This is a genomic window from Novosphingobium sp. G106, assembly GCF_019075875.1.
In the GTDB taxonomy this organism is placed as follows: domain Bacteria; phylum Pseudomonadota; class Alphaproteobacteria; order Sphingomonadales; family Sphingomonadaceae; genus Novosphingobium.
Window position 1 is genome coordinate 1,460,671 of sequence record NZ_JAHOOZ010000001.1, and the last position, 16,051, is coordinate 1,476,721.

The 16,051-nt window shown below is 66.0% G+C and carries 16 protein-coding genes; 7 read left to right on the top strand and 9 right to left on the bottom strand.

Translation table 11 applies throughout. The features are described from left to right. Positions 1-57 precede the first annotated feature (57 nt). The 3 genes from ilvN to KRR38_RS06960 all read left to right on the top strand — a co-directional run bounded on the left by ilvN (position 58) and on the right by KRR38_RS06960 (position 2,173). Positions 58-573: an acetolactate synthase small subunit gene (gene ilvN, locus KRR38_RS06950; RefSeq protein WP_217399937.1), complete on the top strand. Its 516-nt coding sequence runs from the start codon at positions 58-60 to the stop codon at positions 571-573. Between the two features lie 111 nt (positions 574-684). Continuing rightward, on the top strand, positions 685-1,704 hold the full coding sequence (gene ilvC, locus KRR38_RS06955; protein WP_217399939.1) for a ketol-acid reductoisomerase: 1,020 nt from the start codon (positions 685-687) through the stop codon (positions 1,702-1,704). Between the two features lie 103 nt (positions 1,705-1,807). After that, positions 1,808-2,173 carry an I78 family peptidase inhibitor gene (locus tag KRR38_RS06960; RefSeq protein WP_217399941.1) on the top strand — a complete coding sequence of 122 codons (366 nt, stop codon included), beginning with the start codon at positions 1,808-1,810 and terminating at the stop codon, positions 2,171-2,173. Here the strand turns inward: KRR38_RS06960 and KRR38_RS06965 are convergent. Both KRR38_RS06965 and KRR38_RS06970 read right to left on the bottom strand, forming a co-directional pair. Continuing rightward, positions 2,170-3,306 carry an epoxide hydrolase family protein gene (locus KRR38_RS06965; RefSeq protein WP_217399943.1) on the bottom strand — a complete coding sequence of 379 codons (1,137 nt, stop codon included), beginning with the start codon at positions 3,304-3,306 and terminating at the stop codon, positions 2,170-2,172. The two genes, KRR38_RS06960 and KRR38_RS06965, sit on opposite strands and share 4 nt — an antisense overlap. A gap of 88 nt (positions 3,307-3,394) precedes the next feature. Next, on the bottom strand, positions 3,395-4,471 hold the full coding sequence (locus KRR38_RS06970) for a dihydrodipicolinate reductase (protein WP_254514672.1): 1,077 nt from the start codon (positions 4,469-4,471) through the stop codon (positions 3,395-3,397). A gap of 128 nt (positions 4,472-4,599) precedes the next feature. On the opposite strand from KRR38_RS06970, the gene KRR38_RS06975 reads away from it, so the two are divergent. Continuing rightward, complete coding sequence (locus tag KRR38_RS06975) at positions 4,600-6,117, top strand: DHA2 family efflux MFS transporter permease subunit (RefSeq protein ID WP_217399944.1); 1,518 nt, start codon at positions 4,600-4,602, stop codon at positions 6,115-6,117. A gap of 198 nt (positions 6,118-6,315) precedes the next feature. Further along, the gene (leuA, locus tag KRR38_RS06980; protein WP_217399946.1) at positions 6,316-7,980 is read left to right on the top strand and encodes a 2-isopropylmalate synthase; all 1,665 of its coding nucleotides are present in this window, start codon (positions 6,316-6,318) and stop codon (positions 7,978-7,980) included. Between the two features lie 203 nt (positions 7,981-8,183). Here leuA and KRR38_RS06985 read toward each other — a convergent pair whose 3' ends face one another. Then, positions 8,184-9,353: a MaoC family dehydratase N-terminal domain-containing protein gene (locus KRR38_RS06985; RefSeq protein WP_217399948.1), complete on the bottom strand. Its 1,170-nt coding sequence runs from the start codon at positions 9,351-9,353 to the stop codon at positions 8,184-8,186. A 13-nt stretch (positions 9,354-9,366) separates the two neighbouring features. After that, the gene (locus tag KRR38_RS06990) at positions 9,367-10,530 is read right to left on the bottom strand and encodes a MaoC family dehydratase N-terminal domain-containing protein (RefSeq protein WP_217399949.1); all 1,164 of its coding nucleotides are present in this window, start codon (positions 10,528-10,530) and stop codon (positions 9,367-9,369) included. 226 nt (positions 10,531-10,756) lie between these two features. Here KRR38_RS06990 and KRR38_RS06995 point away from each other — a divergent pair, with 226 nt between their 5' ends. Then, on the top strand, positions 10,757-11,917 hold the full coding sequence (locus KRR38_RS06995; RefSeq protein ID WP_217399951.1) for an aminotransferase class I/II-fold pyridoxal phosphate-dependent enzyme: 1,161 nt from the start codon (positions 10,757-10,759) through the stop codon (positions 11,915-11,917). A 65-nt stretch (positions 11,918-11,982) separates the two neighbouring features. Further along, positions 11,983-12,939 (top strand): nitronate monooxygenase family protein, encoded by a 957-nt coding sequence (locus tag KRR38_RS07000; RefSeq protein WP_217399953.1) that lies wholly within the window; start codon positions 11,983-11,985, stop codon positions 12,937-12,939. On the opposite strand, the gene KRR38_RS07005 is transcribed toward KRR38_RS07000, so the two are convergent. The 5 genes from KRR38_RS07005 to KRR38_RS07025 all read right to left on the bottom strand — a co-directional run bounded on the left by KRR38_RS07005 (position 12,894) and on the right by KRR38_RS07025 (position 16,045). After that, positions 12,894-13,466, bottom strand: a complete 573-nt coding sequence (locus KRR38_RS07005; RefSeq protein ID WP_309140987.1) for an AHH domain-containing protein — start codon at positions 13,464-13,466, stop codon at positions 12,894-12,896. The two genes, KRR38_RS07000 and KRR38_RS07005, sit on opposite strands and share 46 nt — an antisense overlap. Continuing rightward, positions 13,463-13,609 carry a hypothetical protein gene (locus tag KRR38_RS07010; RefSeq protein WP_217399956.1) on the bottom strand — a complete coding sequence of 49 codons (147 nt, stop codon included), beginning with the start codon at positions 13,607-13,609 and terminating at the stop codon, positions 13,463-13,465. The genes KRR38_RS07005 and KRR38_RS07010 overlap by 4 nt, the downstream gene beginning before the upstream one ends. Before the next feature lie 91 nt (positions 13,610-13,700). Beyond that, positions 13,701-14,192 carry a hypothetical protein gene (locus tag KRR38_RS07015; protein WP_217399958.1) on the bottom strand — a complete coding sequence of 164 codons (492 nt, stop codon included), beginning with the start codon at positions 14,190-14,192 and terminating at the stop codon, positions 13,701-13,703. Between the two features lie 140 nt (positions 14,193-14,332). Beyond that, complete coding sequence (locus KRR38_RS07020) at positions 14,333-14,818, bottom strand: flavodoxin family protein (protein WP_254514673.1); 486 nt, start codon at positions 14,816-14,818, stop codon at positions 14,333-14,335. A gap of 3 nt (positions 14,819-14,821) precedes the next feature. After that, positions 14,822-16,045 (bottom strand): hypothetical protein, encoded by a 1,224-nt coding sequence (locus KRR38_RS07025; protein WP_217399960.1) that lies wholly within the window; start codon positions 16,043-16,045, stop codon positions 14,822-14,824. Positions 16,046-16,051: the final 6 nt, after the last annotated feature.

Sequence of the window (16,051 nt, forward strand, 5' to 3'; positions counted from 1 at the left end):
TCTTTTCCAGCCTGTTCCCACGCATTCCGTGACGATCGATCTGCCGAGTCCGAAACAATGAAGATCAAGCAGGAGGCGTCCGAACGCCACGTCCTCACCATCACCGTCGATAACGAGGCGGGCATCCTGGCGAAGATCGCCGGGCTGTTCACCGCGCGCGGCTACAATATCGACAGCCTGACCGTGGCCGACATCACCGAGAACCACTCGGTCAGCCGGATCACGATCGTCACCCACGGCCCGCCCGCGCAGATCGACCAGATCCACGCGCAGCTCGAGCGGCTCGTGCCCGTGCACAAGGTCGTCGACCTGACCGAGGTCGGCCCTTACGTCGAGCGCGAGCTGGCGCTGATCAAGGTGGCGGGCACCGGCGACAACCGGGTCGAGGCGCTGCGCGTCGCCGACATCTTCCGCGCCAAGGTGGTCGACACCTCGACGCAGAGCTTCGTTTTCGAGCTGACCGGCCCGCCCGACAAGATCGACAGCTTCGTCGCGCTGATGCGCGAGCTTGGCCTGGTCGAAGTCGGCCGTACCGGCGTCGTCGGGATGATCCGCGGGCCTGAAGCGGCCTGACGTCAGATTTCACACGTCGCCCCTACGAAGGCAGGGGCCCATCCAACGGTGCGCCTAAGCGCACACTTATCTAGACCCCCGCCTGCGCGGGGGCGACGAAGGGAAAGTACGATGAAAGTTTATTACGACGCTGACGCCGATCTCAACCTGATCACGAACAAGAAGATCGCCATCCTCGGCTACGGCAGCCAGGGCCACGCCCATGCGCAGAACCTGCGCGATTCGGGCGTCAAGGAAGTGGCCGTGGCGCTGCGTCCGGGTTCGGCCACGGCGAAGAAGGCCGAAGGCGCCGGCTTCAAGGTGCTGTCGAACCAGGAAGCGGCCCAGTGGGCCGACATCCTGATGATCCTCGCGCCCGACGAGCACCAGGCCGCGATCTACGCCGACGACCTCCACGCCAACCTGAAGCCCGGCGCAGCGCTGGCTTTCGCCCACGGCCTCAACATCCACTTCGGCCTGATCGAAGCCCGCTCCGACGTCGACGTCATCATGATCGCGCCCAAGGGCCCGGGCCACACCGTGCGCAGCGAATACCAGCGCGGCGGCGGCGTGCCCTGCCTGATCGCGATCGCGCAGGACGCCACCGGCAATGCCCACGACATCAGCCTCGCCTATGCCTCGGGCGTCGGCGGCGGCCGCTCGGGCATCATCGAGACCAACTTCCGCGAGGAATGCGAGACCGACCTGTTCGGCGAGCAGGCCGTGCTCTGCGGCGGTGCCACGGCGCTGGTCCAGGCCGGCTTCGAGACGCTGGTGGAAGCCGGCTATGCCCCCGAGATGGCCTATTTCGAGTGCCTGCACGAGCTCAAGCTGATCGTCGACCTGATGTATGAAGGCGGCATCGCCAACATGCGCTACTCGATCTCGAACACCGCCGAATACGGCGACATCACCACGGGCCCGCGGATCATTACCGAAGAGACCAAGAAGGAAATGAAGCGCGTCCTCGCCGACATCCAGTCGGGCCGCTTCGTCAAGAACTTCGTCCTCGACAACCGCGCCGGCCAGCCCGAGCTCAAGGCCGCCCGCAAGGCTGCCCTCGCGCACCCGATCGAACAGACCGGTGCCAAGCTGCGCGCGATGATGCCCTGGATCAAGGCCAACGCCCTGGTCGACAAGGCCAAGAACTGACCGATACCGAATGCCGTCCCGGGCCCGCCCCGGGACGGCGAACCGGGCTTGCCCATCGCGCCGTCCTGCGCCTTAATACAGCGGGATGCCGGAGGAGAGCCCGATGCCTGTTTTTCACAAGTCTATCGGCCTCATCGCGGCGCTCATGCTTGCTGCCTGTACGCAGCCCGATAGCCAGGTGCCCGCACCCGCGGTGACACCCGTTCCCTCACCGACCGCACAGCCCGCCCCGCCGTCCGAGAGCGCCAAGCCCGAACCCGCGGCCGACGAATGCGGCGCCAGCAAGCTCGGCAGCTATATGGGCCAGGCCGCGGCAGCCGATACGATGGTGAAGATCAAGCAGACGATCGGCCACGAGCGCATCCGCACGATCAATCCCGGCGATGCCGTGACGATGGATTTCCGCCCCGATCGACTCAACGTCGAAGTCGGCGAGGACGGCCGGATCAAACGCCTGCGCTGCGGCTAACGCATCAGGGCGAAGCAGGCCCGCAGTTCGCCGACGAACAGCTCGGGCTGCTCCCAGGCGGCGAAATGGCCGCCGCGCGGCAATTCGTTCCAGTAGGCGATGTTCTTCATCCGCTGCTCGACCCAGCTGCGCGGCGCCGGCAGGATCTCCTCGGGAAAGACACTGAACCCGGCGGGCAGCGTCACGTCCTGCAGTCTGGTCTTGCCGAAGCTCTCCCAATAGAGCCGCGCCGCCGAAGCCCCCGCCGCACCGAGCCAGTAGAGCATGATATTGTCGAGCACCGCATCGCGCCCCAGGACCTCGGTCGCGGCCCCGGGGTTGTCGCTCCAGGCCTGCAGCTTCTCATAGATCCATCCGGCCAATCCGATCGGAGAATCGACCAGGCCATAGCCCAGGCTCTGCGGCCGCGTGGCCTGCTGGATGGCATAGCCCGTGTCCCAGGTCTTGTAGAACTGCATCCGATCGAAAGCCTGCCGATCCGCCGCAGTGGGGTTCTCGCGCGCGGCCCTGGTCGGGCCGGAGATCGGCATGTTGAGATGGATCCCCGCGCAGCCCTCTGGCGCCTGCCCGCCGATGCAATGGGTGACGAAAGCACCCCAGTCGCCGCCCTGCGCCACCCATCGCGTGTAGTCGAGCCGGCGCATCAGCTCGGCCCAGGCCCGAGCGATGCGCTCGACGCCCCAACCCGTGGTCGCGGGCTTCGCCGAGAAGCCGTAGCCCGGCAGCGACGGGATCACGAGATGGAAGGCGTCCTCGGCCCTGCCCCCATTCGCCACCGGATTGCTGAGCGGCCCGATCACGCGCATGAACTCGATCACCGAGCCCGGCCAGCCATGCGTCAGCAGCAGCGGCATTGCACCCGGCTCGGGCGAGCGGACATGGAGGAAATGGATATCGAGCCCGTCGATCTCCGTGACGAACTGGCCTAGCGCGTTGAGCCGTGCCTCGCAGGCGCGCCAGTCGTAGCCATTGCGCCAATAGGCCGCGAGGTCCTGCAGGACAGCCAGCGGCGTCCCCTGCGACCAGTTATCGACCGTCTCGCGCTCGGCCCAGCGGGTGGCGTCAAGCCGGCGGTAAAGGTCGTCGATCTGGTCCTGCGGGACTGCGAGCATGAATGGGCGGATCTGGGTCATGCCGCCACTGTGAAGCGCGGTCGCTACCGATCAAGCCCCAAGTGGTCCCGGGCTTGACCCGAGTCCACGGGAGGCTTGACGCGGTACGTCAGGCGAGTCTGGCGACCACCTGCGGCAGGTCGAGCGTCGTGACGAAACCGGGCTTGGCTGCGCAGACATAGGGCACGCAGTTGACCGGGCGGTGCGCGGTGAGGTTCGGGGTAAAGCCCGGATAGTCCTCGTCCGAGACCGGATAGCCGATCGTGATGTCGAGCGGCGTGTCGCCCTCGACCAGCACGTGCCAGCCCGACTTGCGGAAGTTCCACTGCTCACCGTCCGTGGTGTCGACGTCGGACGAGATGTACCAGATCGCCTGGAACTCGATCAGCGGCTTGCCCTTGTGCAGGCACGAAACCACGGTCTTGGTCGCAGCGACGGTGCCCGCCTTGGCCGTGCCCGCGGGAATGACCACGTCCTTGCGCGCGATGCCCTGCGCCTGGCGCGTCTGGACATCGTCGAACGGCATGCCCCAGGCTTCGGCGATCAGGTTCAGCGAGGGGCTGAACGAGTGCTTCATGTGGTGCAGCATGCCCTCGTTGGTCCGGCCCGGATCCTCGCCGAAGCCCATCATCGGGCCGAACAGCATCTCGGGCGAATTGCGCGACGAGGTATCGGCGAACTCGGTGATCGTCAGCTTGTCGACGCGGCGCGCGATCGAGGTCAGGACGATCGGCATGGCTTCGCTGATGAAACCCGGGCTCGAACCGGTGGCATGGATCGAAGTGCCACCTTTCTGGCAAGCCGCTTCGATGGCCGCGCGGTCGGCCGGATCGAGCCCCGCCGGGTTCTGGTATTCCATGCGCGTCGAGACGATGTTGATGCCCGCTTCGAGGATGCGGCAGACTTCGTCGACGCGGTTGACGTGCGGCATGTAGAGCACGCAGTCGGGCTTGAGCGCGATGACGTCGTCGATCGAATTCGTCGCCTTCACGCCGACCGGAGCGATACCGCAGAGCTCGCCGGCGTCGCGGCCCACTTTGTCGGGATTGCTCACCCAGACGCCGACGAGTTCCATGCCCGGATGCTCGATCACGCGCTGCATCGCGCGCGAGCCGACGTTGCCCGTCGCCCACTGGACGACGCGATAGGGGCGCGACCAGTCGGCGCGCATGCTCAAGTCCGTCATAAGAAATCTCTCCCGTTTCCTCGGCCACATTTGCCCATGCCGCAGCGCTGTGCAAGTGTTCAAAATGATCGACGGGCCGCGTTCACCTCGCGCTTGCGGCGACTGAACCGTCCGCTAAAGGTCGCGGCGTGAGCGCCGCCCTCAACCGTCCGCTGATTACGCTCGGCCTCATCCTGTCGGCTTTCATGAGCGCGATGGACACCACCGTCGCCAATATCGCGCTGCCGCACATCCAGGGCTCGATCTCCGCCTCACCCGAGCAGATCACCTGGGTGATCACTTCCTATTTCATCGCCCAGGCGGTGACGATCCCGGTCAGCGGCTGGCTGGCCGCACGCTTCGGTCTCAAACCGATGCTGCTGTTCTGCGTCTTAGGCTTCACGGTGACCTCGGTGATGTGCGGCATGGCGATGAACCTGCCCGAACTGGTGCTGTTCCGCGCCCTGCAGGGCGTGGTCGCCGCCCCGCTGATGCCTGTGGCGCAATCGGTGCTGATCAATATCAACCCGCCCGAGCGGTTGGGCCGCGCCACCGCGCTATTCACCATGGCCGCCGTAGTCGCGCCCGCGGTCGGCCCGGTGATCGGCGGATGGCTGACCGACGAGCTGTCGTGGCGCTGGTGCTTCTACATCAACCTGCCCGCCGGCCTGCTCTCGATGGGCCTGCTCTACTTCTTCCTGCCCGCCTCGCCGCCCGCGCCACGACCGTTCGACGTGCTGGGCTTCGCTTCGCTCGGCATCGCCGTCTCGGCACTCCAACTCATGCTCGATCGCGGCACGACGCTCGACTGGTTCGATTCACGCGAGATCTGGATCGAGGCCTCGGTCGCCGCTTGCGCATTCTGGATCTTCCTGGTCCATTCGATCACCGCCCGCGCGCCCTTGTTCCCCCGGGCGCTACTGGCGGACCGGAACTTCCAGAGCAGCGCCATGTTCGGCTTCTTCTTCTCGACGCTGACTTTCACCAGCTTCGCCCTGCTGCCGCTGATGATGCAGGGCGTGCTCGGCTATTCCGCGGTCCACGCCGGCGTGCTCAGCGCGCCGCGCGGGATCCTGATGCTGATCATCCTCCAGTTCATGGGCCGGGTGGACACGCTGGTCGACCGGCGCGTGCTGATCGCCGTCGGCCTTTCGTTCTTCGTCCTCGCCTTCTGGGAGATGTCGCGCTTCGACCTGTCGATGGACGGCAGTTCGATCGTCTGGGCCACCATAATCCAGGGCTTCGGCCAAGGCATCCTGTTCGTCCCGCTCTCGACGCTGGGCTTCATGACGATCGCCCCGCATCTACGCCCCGATGCCGCCGCGGCGACGAGCTTCGTGCGCAACGTCGGCGGCTCGATCAGCGTCGCCGTATTCCAGGCCCTGACCGTCACCAATTCGCAGACGGTACAGTCGACGCTCTCGGCGCATATCGGCCGCGAGATTGCCGACGCCCAGGTGCTGCCGTCCTACCTGTCGCCGGACACCACCGCCGGCGCTGTGGCCCTGGCAGGGGAAATCCAGCGGCAGGCCCTGATGGTCGCCTATGTTGACGACTTCCGCCTGCTTACGATCATCGCGGTGCTGTCGATCCCACTGGTGCTATTGATCCGGCCGCCGCGAGGCGGTGCCAAGGATACGGGGCCTATGCCGATCGAGGCGCACTAGGCCCGAGCCCCCTTTACAATCGCCGGACCAGTCGCCATAGGCTCAAGCCATGACCAACCGGCTTGGCCTTACTCTGCGACTTATCCGCCCTTGGGCGTGAGCTGAAGCGTCGTACCTGCGGCGCTGGTGGCGCCCAAGGGGACCGAAACCAGACCCAGCCCAGACATCTGGCCGCAGAATTCCAAGCGAGATACCGTCATGACCATGCTGAAAGACCCCTCGGTCAAGTACCGACCGTTCCAGCCCATCAACCTGCCCGACCGCCAGTGGCCGACGCGCACGATCACCCAGGCGCCGCGCTGGCTCTCCACCGACCTGCGCGACGGCAACCAGGCACTCATCGATCCGATGGGCGCCGAGAAGAAGACGCGCTTCTTCGACCTGCTGGTCAAAGTTGGCCTTAAGGAGATCGAAGTCGGCTTCCCCGCCGCCGGCGCCACCGAGTTCGATTTCATCCAGGGACTGGTCCGATCGGAGCGCATTCCCGAGGACGTGCTGGTCCAGGTGCTGACCCAGTCGCGCGAGGACCTGATCAAGACCTCATTCGAAAGCCTCGAAGGCGCGCAGGCAGCGATTGTCCATCTCTACAACGCGGTCTCGCCACTGTGGCGCCAGGTCGTCTTCGGCATGGAGCGCGAGGACATCAGGCAGATCGCCGTGAACGGCGCCAAGGTCCTTCGCGACCAGGCCGCGCGCTTCCCGACCACCAACTGGCATTTCGAATACAGCCCCGAGACCTTCTCCACCGCCGAGCTCGATTTCAGCCTCGAATGCTGCGAAGCGGTGATGGACGTGCTGAAGCCCACGCCTGAGCACCCAATCATCCTCAACCTGCCGGCGACGGTCGAAGCGGCGACACCCAACATTTACGCCGACCAGATCGAGTATTTCTGCCGCAACCTGCCGAACCGGGACAGCGCAGTGATCAGCCTGCACACGCACAACGACCGCGGCACCGGCGTCGCCGCGGCCGAACTGGGCCTGATGGCCGGCGCGGACCGCGTCGAGGGTTGCCTATTCGGCAACGGCGAGCGCACGGGCAACTGCTGCCTGGTGACGGTCGGTCTCAACATGTACACGCAAGGCATTGATCCGGGACTCGATTTCTCGGACATCGACGAGGTCATCCAGACGGTCGAGTACTGCAACCAGCTCAAGGTGGCCGAGCGCCATCCCTATGGTGGCGAACTCGTCTTCACCGCCTTCTCGGGCAGCCATCAGGACGCGATCAAGAAGGGCTTTTCGGCGCAGGAACAGCGTAACGACCAGCTCTGGGCCGTGCCCTACCTGCCTATCGACCCGGCCGACCTGGGCCGCAGCTACGAGGCGGTGATCCGGGTCAACTCGCAGTCGGGCAAGGGCGGCTTCGCCTGGGTGCTCGAACAGGACCAGGGCCTCAAGCTGCCCAAGCGGATGCAGGCGCACTTCTCCAAACACGTCCAGGAACTGGCCGACGAGCTCGGCCGCGAACTGGTCGCGGCCGACATCTGGGACGTGTTCCAGCGCGTCTACAAGCAGGGTGCCGGCCGTTTCGAGCTACAGGATTACGAGGAGACCAAGGCGCCTGACGGCAGCCGCGTCTTCGCCGGCAAAATCGCCGTCGACGGCAAGGTCCAGTCGGTCTCGGGTCGCGGCAACGGCCTGCTCTCCTCGGTCGTCGCGACGATCGAAGATGCCTTCGGCGTGAAGCTCGAAATCCGTGACTATTCGGAACACGCGATGTCGAAGGGCTCCGACGCGCGCGCCGCCGCCTATGTCGAATGCGTGGCTGCCGATGGCCGGACGATCTGGGGGGTCGGCGTCGACGAGGACGTCGCCACGGCCGGCGTGCGTGCGGTGCTCAGCGCGGCCAACGCGGCCTAACGAAAGCGGTTTGCCGCGGGAAAGACGTTTCCTACTTCGGCGCCATGCACCAGAGCTAGTTGGTTCTTTCTCAGCGTCGGATTTTCGAAAGCGCCTTGCAGGGTGTCACCATGACACGCTGCCACCCAACCTGTTGATCATCATCCGTTTTCGTAGATTGAGACAGGGTGACACGGTGTAACTTGTGTCACCCTGTTCGGACATCAGCCCTTCTTGGGCAGCGCGATCTCGGCCACGCCGGTGCACATCGTCGTGCCCTTTTGGCTCTTCATCAGGTGCTTGACCTGGATCAGGTGCCGGCCTTCCTCGTCGATCATCTTGTCGACGACCTCGGCAGTCTGGACGGTGATGTCGCCCGAAAGCGCCGGTCCGCGATAGTTGGCGGTTGAATGCACGACCCAGCCATGCTCGCCGGCCCAGCCCGCGAGGTAGTCGGTTACCCAGGCGCCCATCGACGCGCCGTAGCCATAGGCTCGCGGCATGCCGATCTTGCGCGCATATTTGGGGAACAGGTGCCCGCGTGAGGCGCCGTAGTAGGCACCGTCGGTCAGCTCGGGATTGATCCGCTCCATGATCGGATCGTTCTCGTGACCGGCCATTTCCTTGGTGAAGCCGAAATCCTCGAGATTGATCTCGCGGCGATCCAGCGTGCCCCACGTGGTGAACAGGTAGGCGCGCCACTCGGTGGTCAGGCTGGCAATCGTGTGCGGGCCGAAGACGCGCTCGGGCAGTTGGTCGCCGACATTCACGTCGTCCCACCAGCGCTCGCCGTGGCCCAGGTCGTGCAGCGTCTGGATCCAGGCGAACTTGCGCTCTTCCAGCGCGTCCAGTTCCGCGTCGGTCCAGACGGGTTCCTCGAACTCGTCCTTGTTGACCGTCGCGCCGCCTGCAGCTGCCGAATAGCGCAGGGCGGTGGAGCGCTGCTTGGCGATCAGTTCGCCGTTCTGGTTGCGGTAGAAGTTGTCGCCGCGCTGGAAACAGGTCGGGCCGAAGCCGGTGTTCTTGACCGTATAGTCGAACGGAATGCGCTCGTTGGTGATGATGTCGCCGCCGAACACGCGCGGACCGTAGTGCCAGAACTCATCGCCGGCGAAGAGCAGATGCGATTCCGGAATCTTTCCAACGCAGGACGGGGCCGTGCCGTGGCCGTCGTCCATCACGATCGGGAAGGACTGCGGCGCCACCAGCCTACCCCACTTGGACTCCGCCGCATAGGCAGGGTCGAAGTGGAGCAGGTTCGCATAGTGCATGGCCTGGGCCCAGCGGCGGATGTCGTTGTTGCCCAGCGGTTCCCGGATCGGCGAGCTTTCGATCACCTTGCCGAGGTACTGGTCGATATCCGAGCAATCGAGCGTCTGCGCTTCGGTGGCCATAGAGTGTCCCTTCTTATGCCGGCTTCTTGGGCAATGCGATCTCGGCCGAGCCGGTCGCCATGATCGTGCCCTTGTGGTTGGCCATCTTGTGCTTGACGTGGATCAGGTGGCGACCTTCCTCGTCCACCGATTTGTCGATGACCTCGGCGGTCTGGATCGTCACGTCACCGGTCAGCGCCGGGCCGCGATAGTTCGAGATGCAGTGCACGACCATGCCGTGCTCGCCCGCCCAACCCGCGAGATAGTCGATGCCCCAGGCGCCCATCGAGGCGCCATAGCCATAGCCGCGCGGCATGCCGATGCGACGTGCCCAGCCCGGAAACAGGTGTCCGCGCGACGGGCCGTAGTAGGCGCCATCGGTCTGGAACGGATCGATCTTCATCATGTCGGGATCGTTCTCGAGTACACCCATCGCCGGGTCAAAGCCGACGCCGGCGAGATCCTGCTTGCGCAGGTTCATTGTGCCCCAGTTGTTGACGATATAGGCGCGCCACTCGGTGGTGAAGCTGGCGATCGAGTGCGGACCGAAGACGCGCTCGGGCAGGTCGTCACCGACCTGCACGTCGTCCCACCAGCGCTCCTTGTGGCCGAGGTCGTGCATCATCTGCACCCACTGGAAGCGACGCTTGATGAGTTCCTGCTCCTCCGCGTCGGTCCAGGTCGTTTCCTCGAAATCGTCGGTGTTCACCGTCTCACTGCCCGCTTCCTTGTTGTAGCGGATCGAGGTGGAGCGCTGCTTGAGGATCAGTTCGCCGTTCTGGTTGGTGAAATTGTTGTCGCCGCGCTGGAAGCAGGTCGGGCCGGCGAACTTGGTTTCCTTGACCACGTAGTCGAAGGGAACGCGCTCGTTGGCGATGATGTCTCCGGCCTGGACGCGCACACCGGTAAACCAGTGCTCGTCGCCGCCGAACAACAGGTGGGAGTCGGGAATGTTGCCGACGCAAGCTGGCGCAGCGCCGTGGCCGTCATCGGTGGCGATGCAGATGCTCTGCGGCGCGATGATCTTGCCCCACCGGCTCGCGGCAGCAAAGTCCGGGTCATAGTGGAGCAGGTTCGGGTAGTGCATCGCATGGACCCAGCGGCGGATATCGTTCGTCGCGATCGGCTCGCGCAGGCTCGAGCTGTCGACCGGCTTGCCGAGGTACTGATCGATGTCGGAGGTATCGAGGGTGGCCATGTGTTCCTCTCCAGGAATGTATACGACAGCGCGCCTTTCCGTGAGAGGCACAGCGATTCTCGCCTTCGGACAAGCCGGCGCGGAAGGCAACAGCCTTGTTGATTAATCCTTGACCAGGTGTTCAGCAAAGCCGGCAGAAACGCCTACAATACGCCAAGAGCGGTATTGGCGAGCGCCACCGACTCCCGTCAGTTCAGGGCCTAGCAGGATGGATGGAGACAGACCGATGGCAGCGGACATTGCGCAACCGACCGACCTGGCGCTTTCGCGCCGCGCCATCATGCGCGGCACCGGCGCGGCCTTGGCGCTACCCCTGCTGAGCCAGGCAGCACCGGTACTCGCACAACGCAGCGCCGCGCTTCCCGTGCCCGAGGATCCCGCGGGGATGATCAGCAGCCTGACCGACGGCGTCTACATCAACTCCAACGAGAACCCGCTGGGCCCCTGCCCCGCCGCCCTGCGCGCCCTTTCGGGGCTGGAGCGCCTCGGCGGCCGCTACGGCATGGCTTTCGCCAATCGGCTCGCCAGCCTCTTCGCGCGCCAGAACGGCCTCGCGCCCGAGAACGTCGTCGTCCATCCCGGCTCCTACGCGCCGCTCTGCGCCGCGGGCCTGGCCTTTTCGAGCAAGGAACGCCCCATCGCCTATGCCGAGCCCACTTTCGATTCGGGTTTCATGGGCGCGAACGGCAAGCCGGTGACCCGCGCGGTGACAATCGCGCTCGCCGGCGACTATCAGCTCGACGTCCGCAAGCTGCTGGCGGCGGCGCCCGACGCGGGGCTCTACTACGTCTGCAACCCCAACAACCCGACGGGCCTCGTCACCCCGCACGCCGACATCGAATGGCTGCTCGCCAACAAGCCGGCGGGGTCGGTCGTGCTCGTCGACGAGGCCTACATCCACTACAGCGACGCGGAGAGCTGCCTCGATCTCGTGGCCAAGGGGCAGGACATCCTGGTGCTGCGAACCTTCTCGAAGATCTACGGCCTCGCCGGCCTGCGCGTCGGCCTCGTCGCGGGGCGCAAGGACCTGCTCGACCGGCTGGCGGACTACGGCATCAACGTCACGTCGATGCCGGCGATCGTCGCCGCCGAAGCCAGCCTGCTGACACCGGGCCTGCTCGCCGAGCGCAAGTCCTATACCGCGGCAGTGCGCAACGACCTCTTCGCCTGGCTCGATGCGCGGGGCACGCGCTACGTCCCCTCGCAGACCAGCTTCGCCATGATCTACGTCGGTCGCCCCGGCGGCGAGGTAGCGGACGCGCTGGCGAAGGACCGCGTGTTTATCTCCGGCAAGCGCAAGAACATGGACAACTGGGTCCGCGTGACGATGGGCACGCCTGCGGAAATGAAGGTGTTCAAGGCTGCCTTTGCCAAGGTCATGGCCTGACCTCTCGACAGGGCGGAATACGGCGGGTAAGGCGAATTTAATCGCTCGATTAAACGGATTGCCTGATGCCCATTTCCGCCGCTTTCGGACACTTGCGCCTGCCCGTGATCGCCTCGCCGATGTTCATCGTGTCGAGCCCCGAACTGGTCATCGCCCAATGCAAGGCTGGGATCATCGGCAGCTTTCCCGCACTCAACGCCCGCCCGGCGGCCCAGCTCGACGAATGGCTCGCGCGGATCACCGCGGAGCTGGCCGGCGTGGAAGGCGCGGTACCTTTCGCGGTCAACCTCATCGTCCACAAGACCAACAGCCGCCTCGAAGAAGATCTCGCGACCTGCGCGAAATGGAAGGTGCCGCTGATCATCACCTCGCTCGGCGCGCGCGAGGACGTCAACGAGGCGGTCCACGGCTGGGGCGGTCTGGTGCTGCACGACGTGATCGACGATGCCTTTGCGCGCAAGGCCATCGAAAAGGGCGCCGATGGGCTGATCGCAGTGGCAGCCGGCGCGGGCGGCCATGCCGGGACGGAGTCGCCCTTCGCGCTCATGCAGGAAATCCGCGAGTGGTTCGACGGCCCGATCGCGCTGTCGGGCGCGATCGCCCACGGCCGCTCGATCCTGGCGGCCCAGGCGATGGGCGCGGACTTCGCCTATATCGGCAGCCCCTGGATCGCTACGCCCGAGGCCAATGCGCCCGATGACTACAAGCAGGCTATAGTCGCCGGCCATGCCTCCGACATCGTCTACAGCAACCTCTTCACCGGGGTCCACGGCAACTACCTGCGCGCCTCGATCTCCGCCGCGGGGCTCGATCCCGACCACCTTCCCGAAAGCGATCCCAGCAAGATGGACTTCGGCTCGGGCGGCACGACCGCGGCCAAGGCCTGGAAGGACATCTGGGGCTCGGGCCAGGGCATCGGCGCGGTGAAGGCCGTGGAAAGCGTCGCGGTGCGCGTCGACCGGCTCGATAGCCAGTATCAGGCCGCGAAGGCCGAACTTTCCGCACGGCTCTCCGCGGCCTGAACGGCCCGGGTTTCGGCCCAGAGCAGGTCGGCCATGGCGTCGAGCTCGGAGAAATCGAGCGCCTGCCCCACCGGATCGCGACGGTTCAAGGCGAAGCGCTTGCCCCCGCCCTGGAGCAACCGGCGGCGTAGTGCGCGCTGGACGAGCCAGAGCTGCATCAAAGCCTGCTCGCTGGCCGCGTCCAGCCCCTTGCGTAGCCGCAGCTCGGCCCAGCCCGTTTCGATAAGGCCGACGCGTTCGATCACCATGCCGCTGTAGCGATGATGCGGTCCGCGATGCAGCGGCATGGCCATGCGCAGTGCCGCCGCGTCGCTGGCGGGCAACAGCATGCCGTTGGCGCGAAAATCGTCGAAGCCGATCCGCCCCTGCCCCAGCGCCGCGAACATCGGTTCGAAACAGCGCCGCGACAGAAGTTGGCGCGGCAGGAGATGATGGCGCTGCAAGCCCTGATCGTAATCGGCAGTACCGGGACGGTTGATCGCTTCGAAGGGCAGCCTGCGCCGGGGAGCAGGCCGGGCTGGGCTCACGCGGCTTTCGTAACCATGACGTAGCGCCCATCGGGCGAAGGCTCCGCGATCAGCCGCTCGCCTTCCAGCCCCGCAAAGGTCTCAGACCGCTCCAGCGGTCCATGCAGGACGAGCTTGTCGATGACGCGGGCCGCCAGCTTCATCGTCTCGGCCCCCGCGGCCTCTTCATGCTCGGCGACGCAGAGTTCCTGACCGGTAAAGAAGGCCAGGCCTGAACTCTCGACCGCCCCATCGTCACGACGGCGCAGCGCGGTAAGCCCCAGCGAGGGGAAAGGTCCCCCCGGCCAGCCAGTGGGCCATGACGCGGCTGAAATACTTGGGTTCCATCCAGGCCTGCGCAGGATTCCAGCAGACAGCGCGGACGGGCAGCTCGGTCGTCAGCACGGCAGCCATGCGCATCAGGACGCGAACCACGGGCAGCAAGGCGCCGCCTGCGGCAATATGTGCGCCGGGAGCGAGCGAGATAGCCTCGAAGTCGAATCTGCCGATGTCCTGTGGCAAGCCGTAGAGGTGGCTGGCCGGTGTGACCGCAGCCCCGTTGCCCGGGACGAGCCCCCGCAGATCGAAAGTCAATCCCGAGGCAAGCAGTTCGATCCAGCCCTGCTCGTCGGGTCGATGGCTGATCCGCGCGACTTTGCCCATCTCGCCCGGCGGCGCCAGCAGGCGCTCGACATCGTCGACGCCAGGGCGCGAACCGGCCGCGAACAGCAGCGAGACGCCGGACATGACCTGCAATGCTTCCAGAACGCTCCCCCGACCTTGCTCAGGGACACTGCGCAATCCCAGTTCCACCGACCTTGTGGCACCTTTCCCCGGCAGGCGTCGAGTCCCGCCGCGGTCGATGCGCGCGATTTGGATGCATCCCGTTAGAAGACACCGAGGCGCAGTCCCTCGGCAAGCGCGGCGCCGAGTTCCCGACAGCGATCGAGATCTTCCTCCGACACCTGCTTGGGCGCGAGAATCGCCTGCGGGGTCTGGGCGTAGAGATTGACGATCAGCGGCTCGGCGACGCGGCGCAGACGCCATCCCGTAACGATGCGGTCGATCTGCGCCTCGGCGCCCTGCCCGGCCGAACCCGCGGCGATCGCCGTGGCATAGGGCCGGCCTTCGACCTGTCCGAGCAGCGGATAGTAGCAGCGATCGAACATTTCCTTCATCACGCCCGACATGCTCCCGAGGTTCTCGGGACAGACGAACAGATAGCCTGCTGCGTCCAGCAGGACCTTGGGCGCCGCCTCGGCCGCGGCCAATAGCAGACAATCTTCACCCGCACCGGCGGCGGCCGAGCGCGCCATCGCCTCGGCCGCGCCGGTGCGGCTATGCCAGACGATGGCGAGCCTTGGCGCCGACAAGGCTCAGCAACCGCCTCCGCCGCCCAGGGCACCACCCAGCATGCCGCCGAGGCCGCCGCGCGGACGGCAGTTCTGGCGGCCGGAATTGCCCGAGCCGCGGTCCTCGCCTTCGCTGGCGCCGCCCATGCCCATGCCGCCCATGCCGGGTGCCGACATCCAGCTCGTGGTCGAGCGATGGCGGATGCGCGCGGTCCATTCGAGCTTCCAAGGACCGGTGGCAGGCCGCGGCGGGTAGGAGAAGTCCTCCTCGGGCCCGAAAGCGGTGAGCGTGCCGACGCGGAAGTCGCCGGCGTCGCGGATGACTTCCGCGGGAATCGTGCAGCTCGTCGCCGTCGGCGCCAGCAGCGTGCGATCACGCACCAGCGTTGCAGCTTGGCCCGGCGAGAGCCAGTCGGTCAGGCCCCCGCCGAATTGGCGCGTGGCGCTGCTCGACCACATGACCATGTCGCCCATCTCGCCGCCCGGCCCCATCTTCCCGCCGAACAGGCCGGCGAGATAGCCGGTCGCCTCGGGAATGCCGCTCCAGCGCGCCATCGAGGCGCCGCTCGGGAGGCTAGAAGTATTGACCCGCAGCGCTGCCATGAAGTCCTTGGTCAGCGTGAAATTCATCTCGGGCGCATAGTTGCTGGCTACGCGGTGCGGGCCTGGCAGCATCGTGTCCGGCTTGACGTACTTGCCGTCCTCCGACGGCCAGCGGCCGAACGTGCGGCTGTTCTGCAGGTTCGGGCCCCAGTCGCGGATGATCGTCGAAGTCCACAACCCCGGCGGCATCTGACCGGCGGCGACCCGCGCGAAGTCTATCACCACCGGCTGTCCTTTGGGCGCGTGCTCGCCGCAGCCCCAGTAGATCAGCATGCGCCCTTTGGGACGCTGTGGCAGTTCCTCCGTGCCGCGCTCCTCGCGCGGCGTGGTGAGCGCGACCGACTTGCCGAGCTTGGCTGCCGGCGGGGGGAAATGGTCAGCCTTGGCCGCGCCCTTGGGCGGCGCCTGGGTCGAACCGAGGCGCAGATAAAGCTCGTGCTGGACATTGTTGCTGCGGCCGCCGCCCATCATCATGCTCATGGCGCCGCCCATGCCGCCGCCCATCCCGGCCATGCCGGAGACGGTACCGGCGCGCATGTCATAGCGCGCGACGGGGGCGCCCGGCCCGGTCTGCGCGATCAGCGGCAAGGCAATAACAGCACCGCCACTAGCAAGAACAACAGCTGCGACAATCTTCGAACGCATGCCCAA